At 60.0% G+C, this 22,443-nt stretch carries 18 protein-coding genes; 8 read left to right on the top strand and 10 right to left on the bottom strand.

The features are described 5' to 3' along the window. Nucleotides 1-135: 135 nt before the first annotated feature. Complete coding sequence (locus M5B44_RS21875; protein ID WP_248740463.1) at nt 136-849, bottom strand: autoinducer binding domain-containing protein; 714 nt, start codon at nt 847-849, stop codon at nt 136-138. A gap of 319 nt (nt 850-1,168) precedes the next feature. Between M5B44_RS21875 and M5B44_RS21870 the strand changes: the two genes are divergently transcribed. Further along, nucleotides 1,169-1,945 (top strand): ferredoxin--NADP reductase, encoded by a 777-nt coding sequence (locus M5B44_RS21870; RefSeq protein WP_248740462.1) that lies wholly within the window; start codon nt 1,169-1,171, stop codon nt 1,943-1,945. A 32-nt stretch (nt 1,946-1,977) separates the two neighbouring features. Here the strand turns inward: M5B44_RS21870 and mscL are convergent, their stop codons facing one another. Next, nucleotides 1,978-2,391 carry a large-conductance mechanosensitive channel protein MscL gene (gene mscL, locus M5B44_RS21865; protein WP_085712217.1) on the bottom strand — a complete coding sequence of 138 codons (414 nt, stop codon included), beginning with the start codon at nt 2,389-2,391 and terminating at the stop codon, nt 1,978-1,980. A gap of 284 nt (nt 2,392-2,675) precedes the next feature. Between mscL and katB the strand changes: the two genes are divergently transcribed. Both katB and radA read left to right on the top strand, forming a co-directional pair. Continuing rightward, the gene (gene katB, locus M5B44_RS21860; RefSeq protein WP_248740461.1) at nt 2,676-4,217 is read left to right on the top strand and encodes a catalase KatB; all 1,542 of its coding nucleotides are present in this window, start codon (nt 2,676-2,678) and stop codon (nt 4,215-4,217) included. A 143-nt stretch (nt 4,218-4,360) separates the two neighbouring features. Next, on the top strand, nt 4,361-5,728 hold the full coding sequence (gene radA / locus M5B44_RS21855; protein ID WP_248740460.1) for a DNA repair protein RadA: 1,368 nt from the start codon (nt 4,361-4,363) through the stop codon (nt 5,726-5,728). Here radA and M5B44_RS21850 read toward each other — a convergent pair whose 3' ends face one another. Further along, nucleotides 5,729-6,097: a PilZ domain-containing protein gene (locus M5B44_RS21850; protein WP_248740459.1), complete on the bottom strand. Its 369-nt coding sequence runs from the start codon at nt 6,095-6,097 to the stop codon at nt 5,729-5,731. Nucleotides 6,098-6,256: 159 nt separating this feature from the next. Between M5B44_RS21850 and M5B44_RS21845 the strand changes: the two genes are divergently transcribed. From M5B44_RS21845 to yjiA, 3 genes are all read left to right on the top strand, one after another. Continuing rightward, nucleotides 6,257-8,323, top strand: a complete 2,067-nt coding sequence (locus tag M5B44_RS21845; protein ID WP_114885654.1) for a carbon starvation CstA family protein — start codon at nt 6,257-6,259, stop codon at nt 8,321-8,323. A 15-nt stretch (nt 8,324-8,338) separates the two neighbouring features. After that, entirely contained in the window at nt 8,339-8,536 is a 198-nt protein-coding gene (locus tag M5B44_RS21840) for a YbdD/YjiX family protein (protein ID WP_003228401.1), read from the top strand. 89 nt (nt 8,537-8,625) lie between these two features. Then, a complete protein-coding gene (yjiA, locus tag M5B44_RS21835) occupies nt 8,626-9,597 on the top strand; it encodes a GTPase (RefSeq protein WP_045121631.1) in 972 nt (323 codons plus the stop codon). Nucleotides 9,598-9,610: 13 nt separating this feature from the next. On the opposite strand, the gene M5B44_RS21830 is transcribed toward yjiA, so the two are convergent. From M5B44_RS21830 to M5B44_RS21810, 5 genes are all read right to left on the bottom strand, one after another. Continuing rightward, the gene (locus M5B44_RS21830; RefSeq protein ID WP_248740458.1) at nt 9,611-10,306 is read right to left on the bottom strand and encodes a GntR family transcriptional regulator; all 696 of its coding nucleotides are present in this window, start codon (nt 10,304-10,306) and stop codon (nt 9,611-9,613) included. Between the two features lie 24 nt (nt 10,307-10,330). Next, complete coding sequence (locus M5B44_RS21825) at nt 10,331-11,035, bottom strand: FadR/GntR family transcriptional regulator (RefSeq protein WP_248740457.1); 705 nt, start codon at nt 11,033-11,035, stop codon at nt 10,331-10,333. A gap of 49 nt (nt 11,036-11,084) precedes the next feature. Beyond that, nucleotides 11,085-12,398, bottom strand: coding sequence for a C4-dicarboxylate transporter DctA (locus tag M5B44_RS21820; RefSeq protein ID WP_085712209.1), 1,314 nt, complete (start codon nt 12,396-12,398; stop codon nt 11,085-11,087). 276 nt (nt 12,399-12,674) lie between these two features. After that, nucleotides 12,675-13,928, bottom strand: a complete 1,254-nt coding sequence (gene glyA / locus M5B44_RS21815; protein ID WP_007950978.1) for a serine hydroxymethyltransferase — start codon at nt 13,926-13,928, stop codon at nt 12,675-12,677. 225 nt (nt 13,929-14,153) lie between these two features. Beyond that, nucleotides 14,154-18,002 (bottom strand): EAL domain-containing protein, encoded by a 3,849-nt coding sequence (locus tag M5B44_RS21810; protein WP_248740456.1) that lies wholly within the window; start codon nt 18,000-18,002, stop codon nt 14,154-14,156. A 294-nt stretch (nt 18,003-18,296) separates the two neighbouring features. Between M5B44_RS21810 and ettA the strand changes: the two genes are divergently transcribed. Both ettA and gdhA read left to right on the top strand, forming a co-directional pair. After that, nucleotides 18,297-19,961: an energy-dependent translational throttle protein EttA gene (gene ettA / locus M5B44_RS21805; RefSeq protein ID WP_007950976.1), complete on the top strand. Its 1,665-nt coding sequence runs from the start codon at nt 18,297-18,299 to the stop codon at nt 19,959-19,961. A gap of 193 nt (nt 19,962-20,154) precedes the next feature. Further along, nucleotides 20,155-21,492 carry an NADP-specific glutamate dehydrogenase gene (gene gdhA, locus M5B44_RS21800; RefSeq protein WP_134828165.1) on the top strand — a complete coding sequence of 446 codons (1,338 nt, stop codon included), beginning with the start codon at nt 20,155-20,157 and terminating at the stop codon, nt 21,490-21,492. A gap of 10 nt (nt 21,493-21,502) precedes the next feature. Here gdhA and M5B44_RS21795 read toward each other — a convergent pair whose 3' ends face one another. Both M5B44_RS21795 and M5B44_RS21790 read right to left on the bottom strand, forming a co-directional pair. Next, nucleotides 21,503-21,997, bottom strand: coding sequence for a GreA/GreB family elongation factor (locus tag M5B44_RS21795; protein WP_119430133.1), 495 nt, complete (start codon nt 21,995-21,997; stop codon nt 21,503-21,505). Nucleotides 21,998-22,067: 70 nt separating this feature from the next. After that, the gene (locus M5B44_RS21790) at nt 22,068-22,424 is read right to left on the bottom strand and encodes a hypothetical protein (RefSeq protein WP_248740455.1); all 357 of its coding nucleotides are present in this window, start codon (nt 22,422-22,424) and stop codon (nt 22,068-22,070) included. Nucleotides 22,425-22,443: the final 19 nt, after the last annotated feature.

Genomic DNA, 22,443 nt, shown 5'->3' with positions numbered 1-22,443 from the left:
TCCCGCGGCCCAGGGTATCGTGCGGCGGAACCGTCCGAGTGGACAGCGGCGCGAAGATACGCGTCATCACTCAGGAAGGTCGCAAATGGTACTTTTTTTTCGGCTGCTTTACTTGCTTGTTTTCGAGGCTGTCGACTAGATGATCCCTGCCTTGGCGGCGGCGATGACGGCGGAGATCTTGTTACAGACGTTCATTTTCACGATCACGTTTTGCACGTGATAGTTCACGGTGCGCTCACTCAGGCTGAGGATTCTCGCAGTCTCATAGGCCGTCTTGCCGGAAGCACAGAGCTTGAGCACTTCCACCTCCCGCGTAGACAGCCGAGGCGGCCGGGCTTTCTCAGGTCGTGAAGGAAGCGTACGGGCGAACAATTCGCTCAGATGGCTTGTGACGTAGAACATGTAGCCAAAATGTTCGTACAACTCGATCGACGTGATCGGGCTGTGAGTCCGGGCCAGACTGAGAATACTGCACAGACCGCTTTCTTCGTGATGAAAGGATTGCGACCAGCCGTGCTCCAGTCCCTGTTCCTTTAACGACTCCCATAACTTTGGTGTTTTTGAGAATAGTTCTTTGCTCCATGTAATGGGTAGCATTGAACGATTGCAGTGTGCTACTACCGGATCAAACTCCCAGTGATTTTCTTCTTCATATTGTTTATTCCAGGCGCGAGGGTAGTTATTGATACGCAAGGGCTTTGGCAGTGTGTTTCGATCAGGCGAGCTGACTGAAACTCCACAAAATTGAAAGCCTATGTTTTTGGCAAATGTCAGCAGAATCGGGTAAGCAGTGTCGACTCTCGTGGCGAATGTCAGCTGCTTTATCTGCGACTCCTTCCAAATTTCCATTTGAATATTCTCCGAGATTTTCCGCAGGGGTGCGATCTTGGATCCAAGAGTCATGCACGAAAACGAGTGTAGGACGTTTCCTATACAAGTGTTTGGAATTTTTTGCTCTTAGATAGGAGGAAATTAGTCGTTTGTGATTAGCCGCATATGTTTATTAGATTGACTCCGTAATTTGATATTGGGGAAGTGTCAATTAGCTAGTACCTATTTGCATAACTTTCTCATCAGGACGTGGAATATAATTTAATCCACTACAAACCGTAGGTTTTTTATTGAGCGCCTGTGCGTGACACTATGGCTATAGCCGAGGGAGTTATCGATGACCGCCAGCGCAGAAAAATTCAGTCGCCAGACCTTGCTTGATGTACAGCCGCTGACACCGAGCCTGTTCACGTTGCGTACGACCCGAGACGCAGGTTTCCGTTTTCGCGCCGGGCAGTTTGCCAGGCTGGGAGTGACCAAGGATGACGGCACTACGGTATGGCGGGCCTATTCCATGGTGTCCTCGCCGTTCGATGAGTTCCTTGAGTTCTTTTCCATCGTGGTGCCCGGCGGGGAGTTCACCAGTGAGCTGAGCCGGCTCAAGGCGGGCGATACATTGCTGGTGGACCGCCAGGCCTTCGGCTATCTGACGCTGGACCGGTTCGTTGATGGCCGGGACCTCTGGCTGTTATCCACAGGCACCGGTGTGGCGCCGTTTCTGTCGATCCTGCAGGACTTTGAAGTGTGGGAGAAATTCGAACGGATCATCCTCGTCTATAGCGTGCGGGAGGCGCGGGAACTGGCCTATCAACAGCTGATCGCCGAACTCATGCAGCGTGACTACCTAGCCGAGTACGCTCACAAGTTCCAGTTCATCCCCGTGGCGACGCGCGAGTCACATGCCGGTGCCCTGAACGGGCGCATTACCACCCTTGTCGAAAACGGCGAGCTGGAGCAGGCAGCAGGTGTGGCGCTTGATCCGGCCCATTCGCGGGTCATGCTGTGCGGCAATCCGCAGATGATCGACGACACCCGGGCGCTGCTCAAGCAGCGGGGCATGAGCCTCAGCCTGACGCGGCGGCCAGGGCAGGTGGCGGTGGAAAACTACTGGTAAGGAAACGGCGCCCTCAGGCGCCGTTTCAGTCTTCAGGGCCGGTTGTTCTGGGCCTTGAGCAGATCGCGGATCTCACCCAGCAGTTCTTCTTCCTTGGTTGGCACCGGCGGCAAGGTCGGAGCGACGGCTTCTTCGCGTTTCAAGCGGTTGATGGCTTTGACGCCCATGAAAATCGCGAAGGCGACGATGATGAAGTCCAGGATGCTCTGGATGAACTTGCCGTAAGCCATCACGACCGCAGGGGCGCTGCCCTCGGCGGCTTTCAGGGTTATCGCCAGGTCACTGAAGTCCACCCCGCCGATCAGCAGGCCGATTGGCGGCATGATCACATCACCGACAAACGACGAAACGATTTTGCCGAAGGCCGCACCGATGATGATACCGACGGCCATGTCGACCACATTGCCTTTGACCGCGAAGGCCTTGAACTCGCTGAGCACGCCCATAGTTATTTCCTTGTTACAGATGAGTTTGGTGTACGCAGTGTAAATCAGCAAAACGCGTCCTGCGCGAAACACCTTCTTACATTGCTCGCTTTTATCGACACATCAATTCGCGATTAGTTTGCAAAGTGCCACTAATCGCGCGCGAATTACTCCGTAAGACCCTGATCGAGAAGCTATTTTTCTCAATCGCAGGCGTGTGGATTTTCTATTTATGTTCGCCGTCATGACTCTCTAGCCTCTGTTTGGCGCACCTGGATGCGCCTCAAACAACAGAGGAACCTGAAATGAATTCCATGCTTGCCTCAGGGGGATTTCCCCTCCGACGCACCGTCGGCGTATTGGCCGCCAGCCTGCTGACCTTTTCCGTAAGCGCCGCGCCCCTGACTCGGGACAACGGTGCAGCGGTGGGCGACAACCAGAACTCGCAGACCGCCGGTGCCAACGGCCCGGTGCTGTTGCAGGACGTGCAACTGATCCAGAAACTGCAGCGCTTCGATCGCGAGCGTATTCCCGAGCGCGTAGTGCATGCCCGGGGCACCGGTGCTCATGGCACGTTCACCGCGACCAACGACTTGAGCGACCTGAGCAAGGCCAAGGTGTTTACCGCCGGCCAGGTCACACCGGTGTTCGTGCGTTTTTCGGCGGTGGTGCACGGCAACCATTCTCCGGAAACGTTGCGTGATCCACGGGGTTTTGCGACCAAGTTCTACACCGCTGACGGTAACTGGGATCTGGTCGGGAATAACTTCCCGACATTCTTCATCCGTGATGCGATCAAGTTTCCGGACATGGTGCATGCCTTCAAGCCAGACCCGCGCACCAATCTGGATGATGATTCCCGCCGCTTCGACTTCTTCTCCCATGTACCTGAAGCCACTCGTACATTGACCGAGCTGTATTCCAACTCAGGGACACCGGCCAGTTATCGTGAAATGGACGGCAACAGTGTGCATGCCTACAAGTTGATCAACGACAAGGGGGAAGTACACTACGTCAAGTTTCACTGGAAAAGTTTGCAGGGGATCAAGAATCTCGATCCTGAACAAGTCGTGAAAGTTCAGGGGCGCGACTACAGTCATATGACAAATGACTTGGTGGCGAATATCGAAAAGGGTAACTTTCCGAAGTGGGACTTGTACATTCAGGTCCTGAAATCGCAAGACTTGTCCAAGTTTGATTTCGATCCTCTTGATGCAACCAAGATCTGGCCCGGTATTCCGGAGCGAAAAGTTGGACAAATGGTCTTGAACCGTAATCCTTCGAATGTCTTCCAGGAAACTGAACAAGTGGCCATGGCACCCTCGAATGTTGTGCCGGGAATCGAGCCATCTGAAGATCGTCTGCTGCAAGGCCGGATATTTGCCTATGCCGACACCCAGATGTATCGCCTTGGTGCCAATGCCCTGCAATTGCCGATCAATGCTGCGAAAGTGGCGGTCAACAATGGCAATCAGGACGGCGCGATGAATGCCGGCGCAAGCCATTCGGGTGTCAACTACCAGCCTAGCCGCCTGCAACCGCGTGAAGAAACCCAAAGCGCACGTTCTAGCCAGACCGCCCTGCAGGGCAGCACACAACAGGCGAAGATCCAGCGCGAACAGAACTTCAGGCAGGCCGGTGATCTGTACCGTTCGTTCAGCAAGAAGGAACGCCAGGATCTGATCGAGAGCTTCGGCGGTTCGCTGGCGAGCACCGATGACGAGAGCAAGCACATCATGCTGTCCTTCCTCTACAAGGCCGATCCGGAATATGGCGCCGGAGTGACCAAAGTGGCCAAAGGTGACCTGGATCGGGTCAAGGCTCTGGCGACCAAGCTGGTCGATTGACAGCGACCCTTTCAAACCCCGGCAATCGCCGGGGTTTGATCGACAACAGTGCCGCGCGTCTGGCCAGCGGGGAAATCCGCACCGGCGCGCCGCGCTGATCGGTGAAGGCTGCGTTATCATCGCGGTTTTTGCCGGGGGTTCAGATGGCCAAGGCCAAGCGCATGTACGGCTGCACCGAGTGCGGCGCAACCTTTCCCAAGTGGGCCGGGCAGTGCGGCGAATGCGGCGCCTGGAACACCCTGACCGAAACCATGATCGAGAGCGGCAGTGCTGCGGCACCGGCCGGACGCACTGGTTGGGCCGGGCAGCAAGCTCAGATCAAGACGCTGGCCGAGGTCAGCATTGAAGAAATTCCGCGTTTTTCCACAGCCTCCGGCGAACTCGACCGAGTGCTTGGCGGCGGTCTGGTGGACGGCTCGGTGGTGCTGATCGGCGGTGATCCGGGTATCGGCAAGTCGACGATTCTGCTGCAGACCCTGTGTAACCTCGCCAAGAGCATGCCGGCGCTGTACGTCACGGGTGAGGAATCCCAGCAACAAGTCGCCATGCGCGCACGTCGACTTGGGCTGCCGCAGGATCAACTGCGGGTCATGACCGAAACCTGCATCGAAACCATCATCGCCACCGCCCGTCAGGAAAAACCCAAGGTGATGGTGATCGACTCGATCCAGACGATTTTCACCGAACAACTGCAATCGGCGCCGGGCGGCGTGTCCCAGGTACGCGAAAGTGCGGCGTTGCTGGTGCGCTACGCCAAGCAAAGTGGCACGGCGATTTTCCTGGTTGGCCACGTGACCAAGGAAGGCGCACTGGCCGGCCCGCGCGTTCTGGAACATATGGTCGACACCGTGCTGTATTTCGAAGGCGAGTCCGATGGCCGGTTGCGCCTGCTGCGGGCGGTGAAAAACCGTTTCGGTGCCGTCAATGAGCTGGGCGTGTTCGGCATGACCGACAAGGGCCTGAAAGAAGTCTCCAACCCTTCGGCGATTTTTCTCACCCGTGCTCAAGAAGAAGTCCCGGGCAGCGTGGTGATGGCAACGTGGGAAGGCACCCGGCCGATGCTGGTTGAGGTCCAGGCGTTGGTGGACGACAGTCACCTGGCCAACCCGCGTCGGGTCACGCTGGGCCTGGATCAGAACCGTCTGGCAATGTTGCTGGCGGTATTACACCGGCATGGCGGCATTCCGACCCACGATCAGGACGTGTTCCTCAACGTGGTCGGCGGGGTGAAGGTGCTGGAAACCGCGTCCGACCTGGCATTGATGGCTGCCGTCATGTCGAGCCTGCGCAATCGGCCGTTGCCTCATGACTTGCTGGTGTTCGGTGAAGTCGGCCTGTCCGGCGAAGTACGCCCGGTGCCGAGCGGTCAGGAGCGTTTGAAAGAAGCCGCCAAGCACGGCTTCAAGCGCGCGATCGTGCCCAAGGGCAACGCGCCAAAAGAAGCGCCGGCAGGGTTGCAGATCATTGCGGTGACGCGTCTGGAGCAGGCGCTGGATTCACTCTTCGAGTAATCAGAGTTCCATCAATGCCCCAAGCTCCCGTTCGAGCTCGGCCTCATCCCCGAGGTTAAGTTCGATCAGGCGGCGCAGGCGCTGGATCGACTCCAGGCTGATGTGCCGGCACTGGAAGCCCAGTTGGCCATGATCGTCGTGCGCCAGTTGCACGTCCATCTGGATGTCGGTGTCGTCGCTCAGGTGAATGTCGACGTTGAAGTCCTGCGCTTCATCCCCCAGCCACGGCTCCGGCCGTTCGATCAGCAGCCCCTTGAGCGACAGGTCGATCAGCTTCACCGGCCAGATGTACTCGCCCTGGCTCAATTCGGTTCTGGCATCGAACGCGATACGTTTGAAGCGGCGACGCTCGGACGGGTGCTCGCTCATGGCGCGATCCTCTTGACGGTACGCTGACTATAGACCCGCCACACCAAACGCTGCCAGTCGGGCAGGGCGTCAGACCAATGTCGGGGTATGGCCTTTGCCGCCAACAGCGCTAAACTCGAGGTGGCTGTCTTTCTTGTCCACCCTGGCTGGAATAATAAAATGAAAAATAATAATAGCCCGCTGCGCCACTTACCCTGGCTAGTGCTGGCAATCGTAGGAGCGTGCGCCCTGGGCGTAGTGGCATTGCGCCGAGGCGAGGCGATCAACGCCTTGTGGATCGTGGTCGCCGCCGTGGCCATTTATCTGGTTGCGTACCGTTACTACAGCCTGTTCATCGCAAACAACGTGATGCAACTCGATCCACGCCGGGCCACCCCCGCCGTGCTCAACAACGACGGTCTGGACTACGTTCCGACCAACAAACACATTCTCTTCGGACACCACTTCGCGGCCATCGCCGGCGCGGGACCACTGGTCGGCCCGGTACTGGCGGCGCAGATGGGCTACCTGCCCGGCACGCTGTGGCTGATCGCCGGCGTGGTGCTGGCGGGCGCGGTGCAGGACTTCATGGTCCTGTTCATGTCCACCCGTCGCAACGGTCGTTCCTTGGGCGACATGGTGCGTGAAGAGATGGGCCGCATCCCCGGCACCATCGCGCTGTTCGGCTGCTTCCTGATCATGATCATCATCCTCGCGGTGCTGGCGCTGATCGTCGTCAAAGCCCTGGCGGAGAGCCCGTGGGGCATCTTCACCGTGATGGCGACCATCCCGATCGCGATGTTCATGGGCATCTACATGCGCTACATCCGCCCGGGCCGCATCGGCGAGATCTCGGTGATCGGCGTGATTCTGCTGCTCGGCTCGATCTGGCTGGGCGGGCAGATTGCCGCTGACCCGGTGTGGGCCAAGGCCTTCAGCTTCACCGGTGTGCAAATCACCTGGATGCTGATCGGTTACGGTTTCGTTGCCGCTGTGTTGCCGGTCTGGCTGATCCTCGCCCCGCGCGACTATCTGTCCACGTTCCTCAAGATCGGCACCATCATCGCCCTGGCGATCGGCATCCTGGTCACCATGCCCGAGCTGAAAATGCCGGCGCTGACCCAGTTCGTCGACGGCACCGGGCCAGTGTGGAAGGGCGGTCTGTTCCCGTTCCTGTTCATCACCATCGCGTGCGGTGCGGTATCGGGCTTCCACGCACTGATCTCGTCCGGCACCACGCCGAAGCTGCTGGATAACGAAACCAACGCCCGCTACATCGGTTACGGCGGCATGCTGATGGAATCGTTCGTGGCGATCATGGCCATGGTTGCCGCTTCGGTGATCGAGCCAGGCGTGTACTTCGCCATGAACAGCCCGGCTGCCGTAGTCGGCGGTGACGTGGTGGCGGTGGCAACCGCTGTCAGCAACTGGGGCTTTGCAATTACCCCGGATGCGCTGCAAGCCGTGGCCCATGACATCGGCGAAACCACCATCCTGGCCCGTGCCGGCGGTGCACCGACCCTGGCGGTCGGTATCGCGCAGATCCTGCACAGTGTCCTGCCGGGTGAAAACACCATGGCGTTCTGGTACCACTTCGCGATCCTGTTCGAAGCGCTGTTCATCCTGACCGCAGTGGATGCCGGCACCCGTGCCGGGCGCTTCATGCTGCAGGATCTGCTCGGCTCCTTCGTGCCGGCGTTGCAGCGTACCGAATCCTGGACCGCCAACCTGATCGCCACCGCCGGTTGTGTGGCGATGTGGGGCTGGTTGCTGTACCAGGGCGTGATCGATCCGCTGGGCGGCATCAACACCTTGTGGCCGCTGTTCGGTATCTCCAACCAGATGCTGGCCGGTATCGCGCTGATGCTCGGCACCGTGGTTCTGATCAAGATGAAGCGCCAGCGCTACATCTGGGTCACCCTGCTGCCAGCCGCCTGGCTGCTGATCTGCACCACGACCGCAGGCTTCATCAAACTGTTCGATGCCAACCCGGCTGTCGGCTTCCTTTCACTGGCCAAGAAGTACAGCGATGCACTGGCCGCAGGGCAAGTGATCGCACCGGCCAAGAGCGTCGAGCAGATGCAGCACGTGATCTTCAACGCTTACACCAACGCAACGCTGACCGCGCTGTTCCTGTTCGTGGTATTCAGCATCCTGTTCTATGCGCTCAAGGTCGGCATCGCCGCCTGGGGCAAAAAAGAGCGTACGGATAAAGAATCGCCATTCCAGGCCCTGCCGGACGCGTAACCAGAGGATTGCACCATGTTCAATGACCTGAGTCGCCTCGGTAAATACCTCGGTCAGGCCGCGCGCCTGATGGTCGGCATGCCCGACTACGACACGTACGTCGAGCATATGCAAACCAAACACCCGGACAAACCGGTGATGAGCTACGAGATGTTCTTTCGCGAACGTCAGGAAGCCCGTTACGGTGGCAAGGGTGGGCCGAAGTGCTGTTGAGCCGCTGATCGCGGTTCACCAGAAGTGAGGTGGGAGCAGGTCTTTCGGCCTGCTCCCATTTTTATTTGTGCAATTGAAGGAGATCGAGTTTGTCTTCTCCCATCCCGGTCACGGTGCTCAGCGGTTTCCTCGGCGCCGGCAAGACCACTTTGCTGCGTCATCTGTTGAAAGCCGAACACGGCCTGAAAATCGCTGTGATCGAAAACGAATTCAGCGACGCCGGCATCGACACCCAATTGCTGGGTGACGAGCCGGTGCAAGTCATGACCCTGGCCAACGGCTGCGTCTGCTGCACCATCCACACCGACCTGACCAAGGCCCTGTACCTGTTGCTCGAACGGCTGGACAGCGGTGAAATCGCCTTCGATCGGCTGGTCATCGAGTGCACCGGTCTGGCCGATCCGGCCCCGGTGGCACAGACCTTTTTCATCGACGAAGAACTGCGCGAGCGTTACCTGCTCGACGGCATCATCACCCTGGTGGACGCCGCTCACGCCGAGCTGCACCTGACCCAGACCATCGCCCAGGCGCAGATCGGTTTCGCCGACCGCTTGTTGGTGAGCAAGACCGATCTGGTGGACGAGGCCGCGTTCACCGCGCTCAGCGAGCGCCTGACCCGCATCAACCGCCGCGCGCCGATTCGCGTGGTCGAACACGGCAACATCGATCTGGCCGAATTGCTCGATGTGCGTGGCTTCAATCTGAATGCCGATCTCGGCGGCGGGGTAAGTCTGCGACCGGTCAGCAAGGCGCCGTCCATCGACCGAATTTCCAGTCTGGTGCTGCGTACCGATCAGCCGCTGGATATCGATCAGCTCAGCGAATTCATGAACGAGTTGCTGGAAGAGCACGGCAAGCAATTGCTGCGCTACAAAGGCGTGCTGAACATTGCGGGCGAGGATCGGCGCCTGGTGTTTCAGGGCGTGCTGAAGCTTTACGGCTTCGACTGGGACACCGAGTGGGCCGAGGGCGAGGCGCGGGAAAGCGTGATCGTGTTTATCGCCGATGACTTGCCGGAAGAGAAGATCCGGGCGGGGTTTGCCAAGGTGGCGGCGAACTGAGTCCGCCGCTGTCTCAGTGTGTGGAGCCGCTGAGAATCGTCTGTTCCAGATGATCCAGATGACGGTTCATCAGCGACACGGCCTCGACGGCGTCATCACGCTCGATCGCCTCGACGATCCGGGCGTGATCCTGCCAGCCGCAACAGCTGTGCGTGGTTTCAGTGCATCGCGCAATCGCCAGTGAGGTCAGCGGCACCAGCGTGCCGAGAAAATGCGCCAACGGTGCATTGCCGGCCATTCGCGCCAACTGCAAATGAAACTCCCCGGACAGACGAATCGCCGCGCCGCGCCGTTCTTTATCCACAGCCTGACGTTCGCGTTCGATCAAGACGCGCAGGCGCTTCAGATCTTCAGCTTGCGCGTGCTGACAAGCCAGTCGCACCAGCGTGTTCTCGGCCAGGCGCCGGGCGTGCAAGGCCTGACGCGTCTGCTCGGCATCCGGCGCGGCAACCCGTGGCCGATGGTTGGCCCGCAGCACGATGATCTGTTCGTGGGACAACTGGGTCAGCACCCGACGCACATCGGCGCGGCTGACACCGAACATGTGCTTCAGGCTCTCTTCGGTAAAACGGCTGGCGGCATCGAGGCGTTGTTCGAGGATCGCGTCGAACAGTCGCGGATACAGATCCTCTACCGGCGCCTGCAGGCGGGAGAAGGGCAGGGCCGCCGAGGTCTGGCGAGGGTGCGACGGCGTGGCAAGACTGTTCATGGCCGGTCTCCAGTGTGAGGCGTTTCAGGTGTTCAGGTTGTCATCCGGAATGTTCAGTTCGATGCCCATGCGCTGGCCTTCACGCAGGATGTGTCGACGCATTTCGGCACTGGCCTGAGCGCTGTTCTTGCTGCGGATCGCGCGCACCACGGCTTCGTTTTCCTCAAGGCGTTCGGCCAGATGCTCCGGCGAATTGCGCAGCACTTCGGCGCTCTGCTTGAGGGCGTTGCTGGTCTGCTGCACCACGCTCTGGAAAATCGGGTTCGAGGTCAGGGTGAACAGTTCTTCGTGGAAGGCGATATAGGCGCTGACCCCGGCCTCGCTGTCACCCGCTTCGAGGGCTTCGCGCATGTCCATCAAGGTCAGGCGCAGTTGCCCGACTTCCTTGCTGCTGATCGACTGTGCCACCAGGCCGACGATGAACGGCTCGAGGGTGTAGCGCAGTTGCAGCACGTCTTCGAGGCTGGCGCCGGCCACGGCGCTGTCGTGGCTTTGGCTGTCGCTGGCCAGGGCGTCGAGCACCACCACGCCTTTGCCCGGCATCGAACGCACCAGACCGAGGGTTTCCAGGACGATCACCGCTTCTCGCAGGCTCGGGCGGCTGATGCCCAGTTGTTCGGCCAGTTCGCGCTGGCCCGGCAGCATCTCGCCGGAGCGCCACTGGCCACGGGCGAGGGCGGCCCGGAGTTTTTCTACCACTGAGTTGACGACGGTTGATGTAGTAATCACGTGTTCGCTCCATGAGCCGTGCCTGCAGGTGCGCAGGCACGGCGCTCATTCAGAATTCTTTGGCCGCCGCTTGAGCGGCCGTTTTTCTCGGCTGAAAGTTATAGCCCTGCTCGCCGTTGAGCACCTTGTTCGCCCGCTGCACGTCGATGTCCTTTTCCCAACGGGCGATGGCCACGGTGGCGACGCAGTTGCCGATCAGGTTGGTCAGCGCCCGGCCGATGCCCATGAACCAGTCCACCGCCAGCACCAGCACCAGACCGACCACCGGAATCGCCGGGATGGCCGTAAGCGTCGCGGCGAGAATCACCAGCGCCGAGCCCGGAATGCCGTGGGCGCCTTTGGAGGTAATCAGCGACACCAGCAGAATCGTCAGCAGATCGGTCATGGCCAGCGGCGTACCGGTGGCGTTGGCGATGAACACGATGGCCAGGGTCAGGTAGATCGAAAAGCCGTCGAGGTTGAACGAGTAACCGGTGGGAATCACCAGCCCGACGGTCGAGCTGCCGATGCCCAGATGTTCCAGCTTGCGCATGATCTGCGGCAGCACGGCGTCGGAGGAGGCGGTGCCCATGACGATCAGCAATTCTTCACGCAGGTACTTGAGCAGCGGCCACATGCGCAGGCCGGAGGCGCGCATCACCAGGCCGAGAATCACGCTGACGAACGCGATGCACGTCAGATAAAACAGGCCGACCAGGCTGCCCAGGTGTTGCAGGGAATCCAGGCCATATTTGCTGGTGGTGAAGGCAATGGCACCGAACACGCCGATCGGTGCCAGACGCACGATCATGCCCATGATGCGGAAGATCACATGGCTCAGCTCGTTGATTAGCCGCGAGATTCCGGAGGCGGCTTCGCCCACCAGATTCAACGCGCTGCCGAACAGTACCGAGAACAGTAGCACCTGCAGGATGTTGTTGTCGGCAAAGGCGCCAAGTACCGAGGTCGGGATCAGGTCCATCAGGAACTGGGTGGTGGTGTGCATGTGCTGGCCGCGTTCGGCGATGTCGCCCATGTCAGCGGCGGACAGCTGCTCCAGATGGATGTTGGCGCCGCTGCCGATCCCGGTGCTGAAGGCGAACACCAGACCGATCACCAGGGCGATGGTGGTCAGCACTTCGAAGTAGATCACCGACTTGAGGCCGATGCGCCCGACTTTCTTCAAGTCGCCGGCGCCGCTGATACCGCTGACCACCACGCAGAACACGATCAGGCCGATGAGCATCTTGATCAGTTTGATGAAACCGTCGCCGAGCGGTTTGAGCTGGGCCGAATATTCAGGAAGGGTCAGCCCGCAGACGATGCCGAGCATCAGTCCGAGAACCACTTGGAGGAAGATTGAACGCGAGCACCATCTGAGCATGGGAGGAATCCTGGTCGGTGTCCTGGCTTCCGTGCGCGGGGCGCATCAGATTCAGGACTTAATTATTGTGGTCTTACCGGTATGTCCAGTGCGGGTGCAGTCTAGGCGCTGTTTTTTACGGATCGCAAGTGAAAAATGACGAATTGGAATGACCGGTCTGACCAGTTGGGCGCAAGGCCCCGACCTTGAGCCATTTGGCATTCGAAACTTTTTTACGGGCGAAAAAAAACCGGCCATCACTGGCCGGTTTTTCATGCTGCGGTTTTAACGTCGCAATTAAGCGCCGTATACCGGCAGTTTCTTGCAGATGGCTTTGACTTTCTCACGAACGGCGTCGATCACCGCTTCGTTGTTCAGGTCAGCCAGGATGTCGCAGATCCAGCCGGCCAGCTCTTTGCACTCTGCTTCCTTGAAGCCGCGAGTGGTCACAGCCGGAGTACCGAAGCGCAGGCCGGAAGTGACGAACGGGGAGCGTGGGTCGTTTGGCACGGAGTTCTTGTTCACGGTGATGAACGCTTTGCCCAGAGCGGCGTCGGCGTCTTTACCGGAGATTTCCTGCTTGATCAGCGACAGCAGGAACAGGTGGTTTTCAGTACCGCCGGACACCACGTCGAAACCGCGCTCGATGAACACGCCGGCCATGGCCTGGGCGTTTTTCACCACTTGTTGCTGGTAAGCCTTGAACTCAGGCTGCAGTGCTTCCTTGAAGCAGATCGCCTTGGCGGCGATCACGTGCTCCAGCGGGCCACCCTGGGCGCCCGGGAATACCGCGGAGTTCAGCTTCTTCTCGATGTCGGCGTTGGCCTTGGCCAGGATCAGGCCACCACGTGGACCGCGCAGGGTCTTGTGAGTGGTGGTGGTCACGACGTCAGCGAACGGAACCGGGTTCGGGTAGACGCCAGCGGCGACCAGACCGGCCACGTGAGCCATGTCGACGAACAGGTACGCGCCAACCTTGTCGGCGATGGCGCGGAAGCGTGGGAAGTCGAGGATCTGCGAGTAGGCAGAGAAACCGGCCACGATCATTTTCGGCTTGTGTTCAACAGCCAGGCGCTCGACTTCGTCGTAGTCGATCAGGCCGTTGGCGTCGATGCCGTACTGGATGGCGTTGTACAGCTTGCCGGAGGAGGAAACGCTGGCGCCGTGGGTCAGGTGACCGCCGTGAGCCAGGCTCATGCCCAGGATGGTGTCACCGGCCGACAGCAGGGCCAGGTAGACAGCGGCGTTGGCCTGGGAACCGGCGTGCGGCTGAACGTTGGCGTAGTCGGCGCCGAACAGTTCCTTGGCGCGGTCGATGGCAAGTTGCTCAACGACGTCGACGTACTCGCAACCACCGTAGTAGCGCTTGCCCGGGTAGCCTTCGGCGTACTTGTTGGTCAGTACCGAGCCTTGAGCTTCCATCACCGCTGGGCTGGTGTAGTTCTCCGAAGCGATCAGCTCGATGTGTTCTTCCTGGCGCTGGGCTTCTTGCTCCATGGCGGCAAAAAGATCGGCGTCGTACTTGGCAATAGTCAAATCACGGCTGAACATGGCGGTCCTCAAGGATCGGGGGCAGAAAAGGGGGGCATTCTAACCCAACGGGTTTTGGATGGCATATGAAACGACATCATGTCGCAGACAAGTGGCGTTCATGACCAGATATGTGGCGTCCGTGCCGGCCTTTTCCTGGCCAGCCGGTTCGCACAATAGCCGGGTTGGCGGCAGGATTCCGTGATCGACATCAATCCCTGCTCGCGAAGGCTGCGCCGCTGATCTTCAGTCGAACATGAACAGCGCGTCATTGCTGAACTGCGCTTCGAAGCGGGTGGCCGGCATCGGTCGCCCGAACAGATAACCCTGAACCTCGTCGCAACCGTGCTCGCGCAGGAAGTCCAGCTGTTCATGGGTTTCCACACCCTCGGCGATTACCGCCAGATTGAGGCTGTGGGCCATGGCGATGATCGCCCGGGCAATCTGCGCGTCCTGCTCGCCGGACGGCAGGCCGTCGACGAAGGTGCGGTCGATCTTCAGCACATCGATCGGGAATTGCTTGAGGTAGTTCAGCGACGAATAACCGGTGCCGAAGTCGTCGACCGCGATGCTCAGGCCAAGGTTCTTCAGGCCGGCGAGAATCTGCATTGCCTCGCTGACTTCACGCATCAGGATACTTTCGGTCAGTTCCAGTTCCAGGCACGCCGGCGGCAGGCCGGTTTCCTTGAGGATGGTGGCAATCCGCGTGCCGAGCTGGCCGTCGGAGAATTGCCGGGCGGAAATGTTCACCGAAACTTTCGGTACGCGCACACGGCTCTGGTGCCAGGTCTTGAGCTGACGGCAGGCCTCGCTGATGACCCAGTCGCCGACGTCCACCACCAGTCCGAGTTCTTCGAGCACCGGAATGAAGTCCCCCGGCGGCACCAGCCCGCGACGCGGATGACGCCAGCGCAACAAGGCTTCGGCGCCGGTCAGGCGTTTGCCGTCGCCGCTGAACTGCGGCTGGTAATACAGCACGAATTCGTTCTGCTCGAGGGCGTGGCGCAGGTCGCTTTCCAGTTCCAGGCGTTCCAGCGCACTGGCGTTCATGTCGGCCTGATAGAACTGGAAGTTGTTCTTGCCGCGCTCCTTGGCGTGGTACATCGCGGTGTCGGCGTTTTTCATCAACTGACTGAGTTCGTTGCCGTCCTGCGGGCTCAGGGCGATGCCGATACTGGCCGTGACGAAGAACTCGCGACCTTCCAGCACGAACGGCCGCACCAGGCTGCCAAGAATCTGCTCGGCCACATGAATGGCACGATTGAGCGCCATCTCGCGGCTGGAGCGGTGCTGCAGCAGCAACGTGAATTCATCGCCGCCCATCCGCGCCACGGTGTCGTCATCGTCGACGCAGGCCAGCAGCCGGGTGGCCATGTCCTTGAGCATGCGGTCGCCGGCGGCGTGGCCAAGGGAGTCGTTGATCGGTTTGAATCGGTCGAGGTCGAGGAACATCAGCACCACCCACGACTTCTGCCGGTCGGCCGATTGCAGCGCGGTGTGCAGGCGATCCTGGAACAGCGTGCGGTTCGGCAGGTGGGTCAGTGCGTCGTAGTAGGCGAGGCGGTGAATGCGCTGCTCGCTGGCCTTGCGCTCGCTGATGTCGCTGAAGAAACAAACGTAGCTGGCGAGGTCGCCTTCATCGTCGAGCACCGCCGTGATGCCGACCCACGCCGGGTAATGCTCGCCATTGCGGCGCTTGAGCCAGACTTCGCCTTCCCACGTGCTGTGCTGATGCAATTGCTTGAGCACGTAACGCAGGTGTGCGTCCTGTTGTTCGTCGACGGTGAGCATGTTCGGTAGCTGGTCGAGCACTTCGCTCACCGCGTAACCGCTGACACGACTGAACGCTTCGTTGGCCTGAACGATGTACCCGGCCGGGTCGGTGATCAGGATCGCCGAAGTCGAATGCTCGAATACCGTGGCCGCCATGCGCAGGTCTTTTTCGGCGCGGCGCTGCTGGCTGATGTCGCGACCGACCCCGAGTACGCCTTCAAAGGCGCCGTGTTCGTCCCACACCAGCACCAGGCGCAATTCGATGGGGATCTTGCGGCCATCGGCGCGCAGGCAGTCGAACAGGAACATTTGGGTCTGCACCTGACTGCGCAGGACTGCCAGTTGCTCGGGTTTGTCCAGGGCTTTGCTGACCCGGTCCATCAGGTGATAGATGCCGTTCAGTTGCTGCGGGTTGGCGATGGTCGACTGCCAGCCGTTCTGGAAAATCCACTCGGCGTCGTAACCCAGCACCGCTTGCACCGACGGGCTGACGTAATTGAGCGACAGCTTGCTGTCGGTGGAAAAAATCACGTCACTGATGCTTTCGGCGAGCATCCGGTAGCGCTGTTCGCTGTCGCGCAGGGATTCGCTGGCTTCGATCTGCTCGGTGATGTCCTTGGCCACACCGATGATCCGAGTCACTTGATCATGCTTGTCACGAGCCAGCGCCTGTTCGCGGATATCGAAACGCCGCCACTTGCCGTCGCGATGACGGAAGCGCAACTGGCATTGCAGCAACTGGCTGTAACCGGCGTGACGCTGCATTTGCCGCGAGCGGTGGTAGTAATCGGCGTCTTCCGGGTGCAGGAGGATTTCCCAGAAGTACTCGCCCATCTGATGCAGTTCGGAGCGGTTGTAACCGAGGGTCTGGCCCAGGTGGTGGTTGCTGAAAATCATCCGCTGGCTGATCACATCCTGCACGTACAGGTGATCCGGTACGGTGCGCACCACGTCCGACCAGAAGCCTTCGCGCTCCAGTAGCGACAGTTCGATCAGCTTGCGGCTGGTGATGTCGTTGATGCTCAGGATTACGGCTTTGTAGTCGTGTTGCTCATGAGGCAGGCGCAGCACCAGCCACAGGTGCTGGTCGCGGCCGTTGATGTCCGGCAGTTTGATTTCCAGTTCCAGCTGCTTTTGCTGCTGGAGCACGGCATCGAGCACTTGATTGCCGATCGCGCACTGGCTGTGCGGGTGACCGTCGATCAGCATTTGCCAGGCGTGGTCGCAGGAATTGACGTTGAGCAGTTGCAGCGCCACCTGGTTGACCTCGGTGACTCGCAGTTCCTGCAGCAATTGCTGGCGTTGCTGTGGCTGGTCGAGCCAGGCCTTGAGCTGGTCGCTGGTCTGGATCTGGGCCTTTTCGAAAACCTGCTTGAGTCCCGAAAGATCCAGCACGCACAGGGCCACACCGGTGCCTTCGAAAATGTCCTGATAACGGCGGCGTCCTTCATGCACCTGGCGCTGACGGCGGCGCATGTTCAGCAAGGCAATGAACGGCAGCAGGGACAGCGCCAAGCCCAGCAGGCATTTGCCGATGAACGCCGGCAGCAGCTCTTCGAGCACGTGTTGCCGATCGAACAGTCCGCGGAGTTGCCAGTCGCTGCTGCTCAGGGGCACGGTCAGCACGCTGTTGGCCAGATCTTCGGGTGTCAGGGTGGTGGCCTTGGTGGAAGGCAGGCCTTCGTCACGACTGATGATTTGGTGATTGATGCGGTTTTCCACCAGCCACAGCGGGCGGATGCCGGTCTCGCCCTGTTTGGTCAGCGAGGCAAAGAAGGTCGGGGTCAGGCGCAGTGCCCAGTAGCCGCGCGTGCTGCCGCTGGCCTGATGCAGCAATAGATGCACCACCGAGCCGTCATCGGCGTTGCTGAAATAATGTGCCTGGGCGTGGCTGCGGCGCACCAGATCGCTGAGGTAGTCGGCGTCCTTGCTGTCGGTGGCGCTATCGCTGAGGATTTTCCCCGACGGGCTGAGCAAGGCCATGCTCTGCAGGTCAGGCAGGGATTTCTGCAGCTTGCGCAGCAGCGCCTGCTGTTCGTCGGCAGACTGAGGCTGTTCGACGATCGGTAGCAGATTGAGCGCGATCTGCGCGTTCAGCGACATGTTCAGGCTGACTTGCGAGGCGAGATCGGCGGTGTAATCGATGGTGTACTGACGCTGGTTTTTCTGGGTTTCGCGCAGTTGATCGAGCAGTTGCCAGAACAGCAACGCCAGCAGCATCAGCACCAGCGTCGCCAGCGCGCCTTTCAATGTTCCGCGCAGGGACGAGCCGGGCGCCGGTTGGGTGCTGCTCACAGAGGCTGGCGGAGTGACATTGGACAAGCTGTAATCCTGCGGTTTGGCTGGACTGGCGCGACGTGCACTATAAGCCGGACGCCCAAAGGGCGGCTAGCATGCCTTGAGTTGTGGCGAAGTGCCAGCCCCGCTCGGCTGGACTGCCTTCTGTCATTAAGGTAGCTTTGCCGGTTACGCGGGAGCGTTCCAGCTCCTAGACTCAGACTTTTTCAGCGCGCACGCATTGATGGCCATCAAGTGGTCAAGTGAACGACGCGCATCGGTCTGGCCGGGCATCGCCTGCGCTCCAATCATTCATCTGTCACTGACCCAAGGTTCTCCATGGCTCAATACGTCTTCACCATGCATCGGCTGGGCAAAGTTGTTCCGCCGAAGCGGGAAATCCTGAAAAATATTTCTCTGTCCTTCTTCCCGGGCGCCAAGATCGGTGTACTCGGCCTCAACGGTTCGGGTAAGTCCACGCTGCTGAAAATCATGGCCGGCGTCGACACCGAATTCGAAGGCGAAGCGCGCCCGATGCCGGAACTGAACATCGGTTATCTGCCGCAAGAGCCGCAACTTGATCCGACCAAGACCGTGCGTGAAGTGGTCGAGGAAGCGGTCAGCGTGATCAAGGACGCGCAAGCGCGTCTGGACGAGGTCTACGCCGCCTACGCCGACCCGGACGCAGACTTCGACAAGCTGGCCGCCGAACAGGCCAAGCTCGAAGCGATCCTGCAGGCCAGCGACGGTCACAACCTGGAGCGCCAGCTGGAAGTCGCCGCCGATGCGCTGCGTCTGCCGGCCTGGGACGCGAAAGTGGAACACCTGTCCGGTGGTGAAAAACGTCGTGTGGCCCTGTGCCGTCTTCTGCTGTCCGCCCCGGACATGCTGTTGCTCGACGAACCGACCAACCACCTGGACGCCGACTCCGTTGCGTGGCTCGAACACTTCCTGCACGACTTCCCGGGCACTGTGGTAGCGATCACGCACGACCGTTACTTCCTGGACAACGTCGCTGGCTGGATTCTGGAACTCGACCGCGGCGCGGGCATTCCTTACGAGGGCAACTACTCGGGTTGGCTGGAAGCCAAGTCCGATCGTCTGGCCCAGGAATCCAAGCAGCAATCGGCTCACGAAAAAGCCATGAAGGAAGAACTGGAGTGGGTGCGCAAAGGCGCCAAGGCCCGCCAGTCGAAATCCAAGGCACGTCTGCAGCGCTTCGAAGAAATGCAGTCGCAGGAATTCCAGAAGCGTTCGGAAACCAACGAGATCTACATCCCGGCCGGTCCGCGCCTGGGCGACAAGGTCATCGAATTCAAGAACGTCACCAAGGGCTACGGCGATCGCGTGTTGATCGACAACCTGTCGTTCTCCATGCCCAAAGGCGCCATCGTCGGCGTGATCGGCGGTAACGGTGCCGGTAAGTCGACCCTGTTCCGCATGCTGATGGGCAAGGAAACCCCGGACTCCGGCAGCATCGAGATCGGCGAAACCGTGCAACTGGCCTGCGTTGACCAGAGCCGTGAAGACCTGGACGGCAGCAAGACCGTGTTCCAGCAGATCTCCGACGGTTCGGATCAGATCCGCATCGGCAACTACGAGATCCCGTCGCGTACCTACGTCGGTCGCTTCAACTTCAAGGGCGGCGATCAGCAGAAGTTCGTCAAGGACCTGTCCGGTGGTGAACGCGGTCGTCTGCACCTGGCGCTGACCCTGAAGGAGGGCGGCAACGTCCTGCTGCTCGACGAACCGTCCAACGACCTCGACGTCGAAACCCTGCGTTCCCTGGAAGAAGCCCTGCTCGACTTCCCGGGCGCCGCCATTGTGATCTCTCACGACCGGTGGTTCCTTGACCGCGTCGCGACGCACATCCTGGCGTACGAAGACGACTCGCAGGCTGTGTTCTTCGAAGGCAACTACACCGAGTACGAAGCCGATCGCAAAAAGCGCCTCGGCGAAGCAGCGGCCCAGCCACACCGGGTACGCCACAAGAAACTGGCCTGATTTCAGGTTGGTTGCATGAAAGAGCGGAGCCTTCGGGCTCCGCTTTTTTTTGCCTGCAATCCGCCGTGATTTATAGCGTGTGTACTATTTGTTTTCATAAATGCGACATTTTTGTCTGTTGCTGTGTACATGTCGTTTGTTACAGTCCGGCTCAATCTCTTCCAACGACAACAAATTTGCCGAGACTTTTCCCATGATCGAATCCGTCGAATCCTTCCTCGCCCGTCTGAAAAAACGCGATCCGGATCAACCCGAATTCCACCAGGCCGTCGAAGAAGTCCTGCGCAGCCTGTGGCCGTTTCTCGAAGCCAATCCGCACTATCTGACCTCGGGAATTCTGGAGCGCATCTGCGAACCGGAGCGGGCGGTGGTGTTCCGGGTGTCGTGGGTCGACGATCAGGGCAAGGTCCAGGTCAATCGTGGTTTCCGCATCCAGATGAACAGTGCCATCGGCCCGTACAAGGGCGGTTTGCGTTTCCATCCTTCGGTGAACATGGGCGTGCTGAAATTCCTCGCCTTCGAGCAGACCTTCAAGAACTCCCTGACCTCGTTGCCCATGGGCGGTGGCAAGGGCGGTTCGGACTTCGATCCGAAGGGCAAGAGCGACGCTGAAGTCATGCGTTTCTGCCAGGCGTTCATGAGTGAGCTGTACCGCCACATCGGCGCCGACGTGGACGTGCCGGCTGGTGATATCGGTGTCGGCGCGCGGGAAATCGGTTTCCTGTTCGGTCAGTACAAGCGCCTGAGCAACCAGTTCACCAGCGTACTGACCGGCAAGGGCATGACCTACGGCGGCAGCCTGATCCGCCCGGAAGCCACCGGTTTCGGTTGCGTGTATTTCGCCGAGGAAATGCTCAAGCGCCGTGAGCAGACTGTCGAAGGCAAGCGCGTGGCGATCTCCGGCTCCGGCAACGTTGCGCAATACGCGGCCCGCAAAGTGATGGATCTGGGTGGCAAGGTGATTTCCCTGTCCGATTCCGAAGGCACGCTGTATTGCGAGGCCGGCCTGAGTGAAGAGCAGTGGCTGGCGCTGCTGGAACTGAAAAACGTCAAGCGTGGACGGATCAGCGAGTTGGCGGCCGCATTCGGCCTGGAGTTCCGCGCCGGTCAGTTGCCATGGTCGTTGCCGTGCGATATCGCACTGCCGTGCGCCACCCAGAACGAACTCGACGCCGAAGCTGCCCGCACCCTGCTGCGCAACGGCTGCATCTGTGTGGCCGAGGGTGCGAACATGCCGACCACCCTTGAGGCTGTGGATATCTTTATCGAGGCGGGCATTCTGTTCGCGCCGGGCAAGGCATCGAATGCCGGCGGCGTGGCGGTCAGCGGTCTGGAGATGTCGCAGAACGCCATGCGCCTGCTGTGGACGGCGGGCGAGGTGGACAGCAAGCTGCACGGGATCATGCAGTCGATCCACCACGCTTGCGTGCATTACGGTGAGGAAAACGGCCGGATCAACTACGTCAAAGGCGCGAACATCGCCGGTTTCGTCAAAGTCGCCGACGCGATGCTGGCGCAGGGTGTGGTTTAAGCACTGTGGTTCAAGAGCGATCGATGCGGATCACTTCGATCAGTTGATTGCCGGCCGGGCGCTGCCACAGCACTTCGTCGTTGAGTCGCGCGCCAAGTAGCGCGCGGCCCAGCGGTGAGGCCCAGTTGATCAGGCCGTTGGCGGCATCGGCCTGATCTTCGCCGACCAGTTGCACCCGGCGTTCGGTGTTGTGTTCGTCGGCGTAGGTGACCCAACTGCCGATCTGCACCTTTTCGTTGGAAGTCGGGGCTGGCGCGACCTGAGCGCTGCCGACCCGTTGATTGAAATAACGCAAATCCCGCTCGAGATCGGCCAGCCGCTGTTTATCGGCCTGTTCACCCATGGCTGTCTGTTCGGCGTGCAGGGTCTGCAGCTCGGCGACTTTCGCCTGCAACTGGGCAAGCCCCTGTGGCGTGACGTAATTGGGCTGCGTGCTGACCTGCCGTTCGACCGGCTGATCGGCTTGCGCAGCGGCATTGTCTTCGTTGACGAAAGCACGGCTCATGGTGACCTCCTGTGACAACCGTTGGGCCATGGTCGCAGGCTAAAGGTTTCGCCGGATGTCTGGAAACGACCTACTGCGAACGATAAGCCCGCGCGGCGCCCTGATCTTTCTGTTGCTGCCAGGCCCGCTCGCGTTCGTCCCAGTGTTCGTTGCGATACTCCTCGCGATCCTTGTTTTCCAGCATCGCCTGACACTGGCGGAAACCGTCGCTCCAGCCCTCGGCGTATTGCGGGTCCTTGAGATAGCGCGGCACGTTCTTGCGAAACTCGCCGCTGATCGAACCCGCCGCCTGACGACCGCTGACGCAACCGTCATCGAAACCGTCGGCGAACGCCGGCGGATAACCCTTGGCGATCAGATCTTCGTGGGTGCTTTGACAGCCACCCAGCAACAGCAATACACCCACAAACCCCGCACACCGCCACATCTGACTCTCCCGCGCCGTT

Source organism: Pseudomonas sp. MWU12-2029 (genome assembly GCF_023242425.1).
GTDB classification, from domain to species: domain Bacteria; phylum Pseudomonadota; class Gammaproteobacteria; order Pseudomonadales; family Pseudomonadaceae; genus Aquipseudomonas; species Aquipseudomonas kribbensis.
Note: the sequence above shows the minus strand (reverse complement) of the source record. Positions and strands in the feature narration are given on the sequence as shown.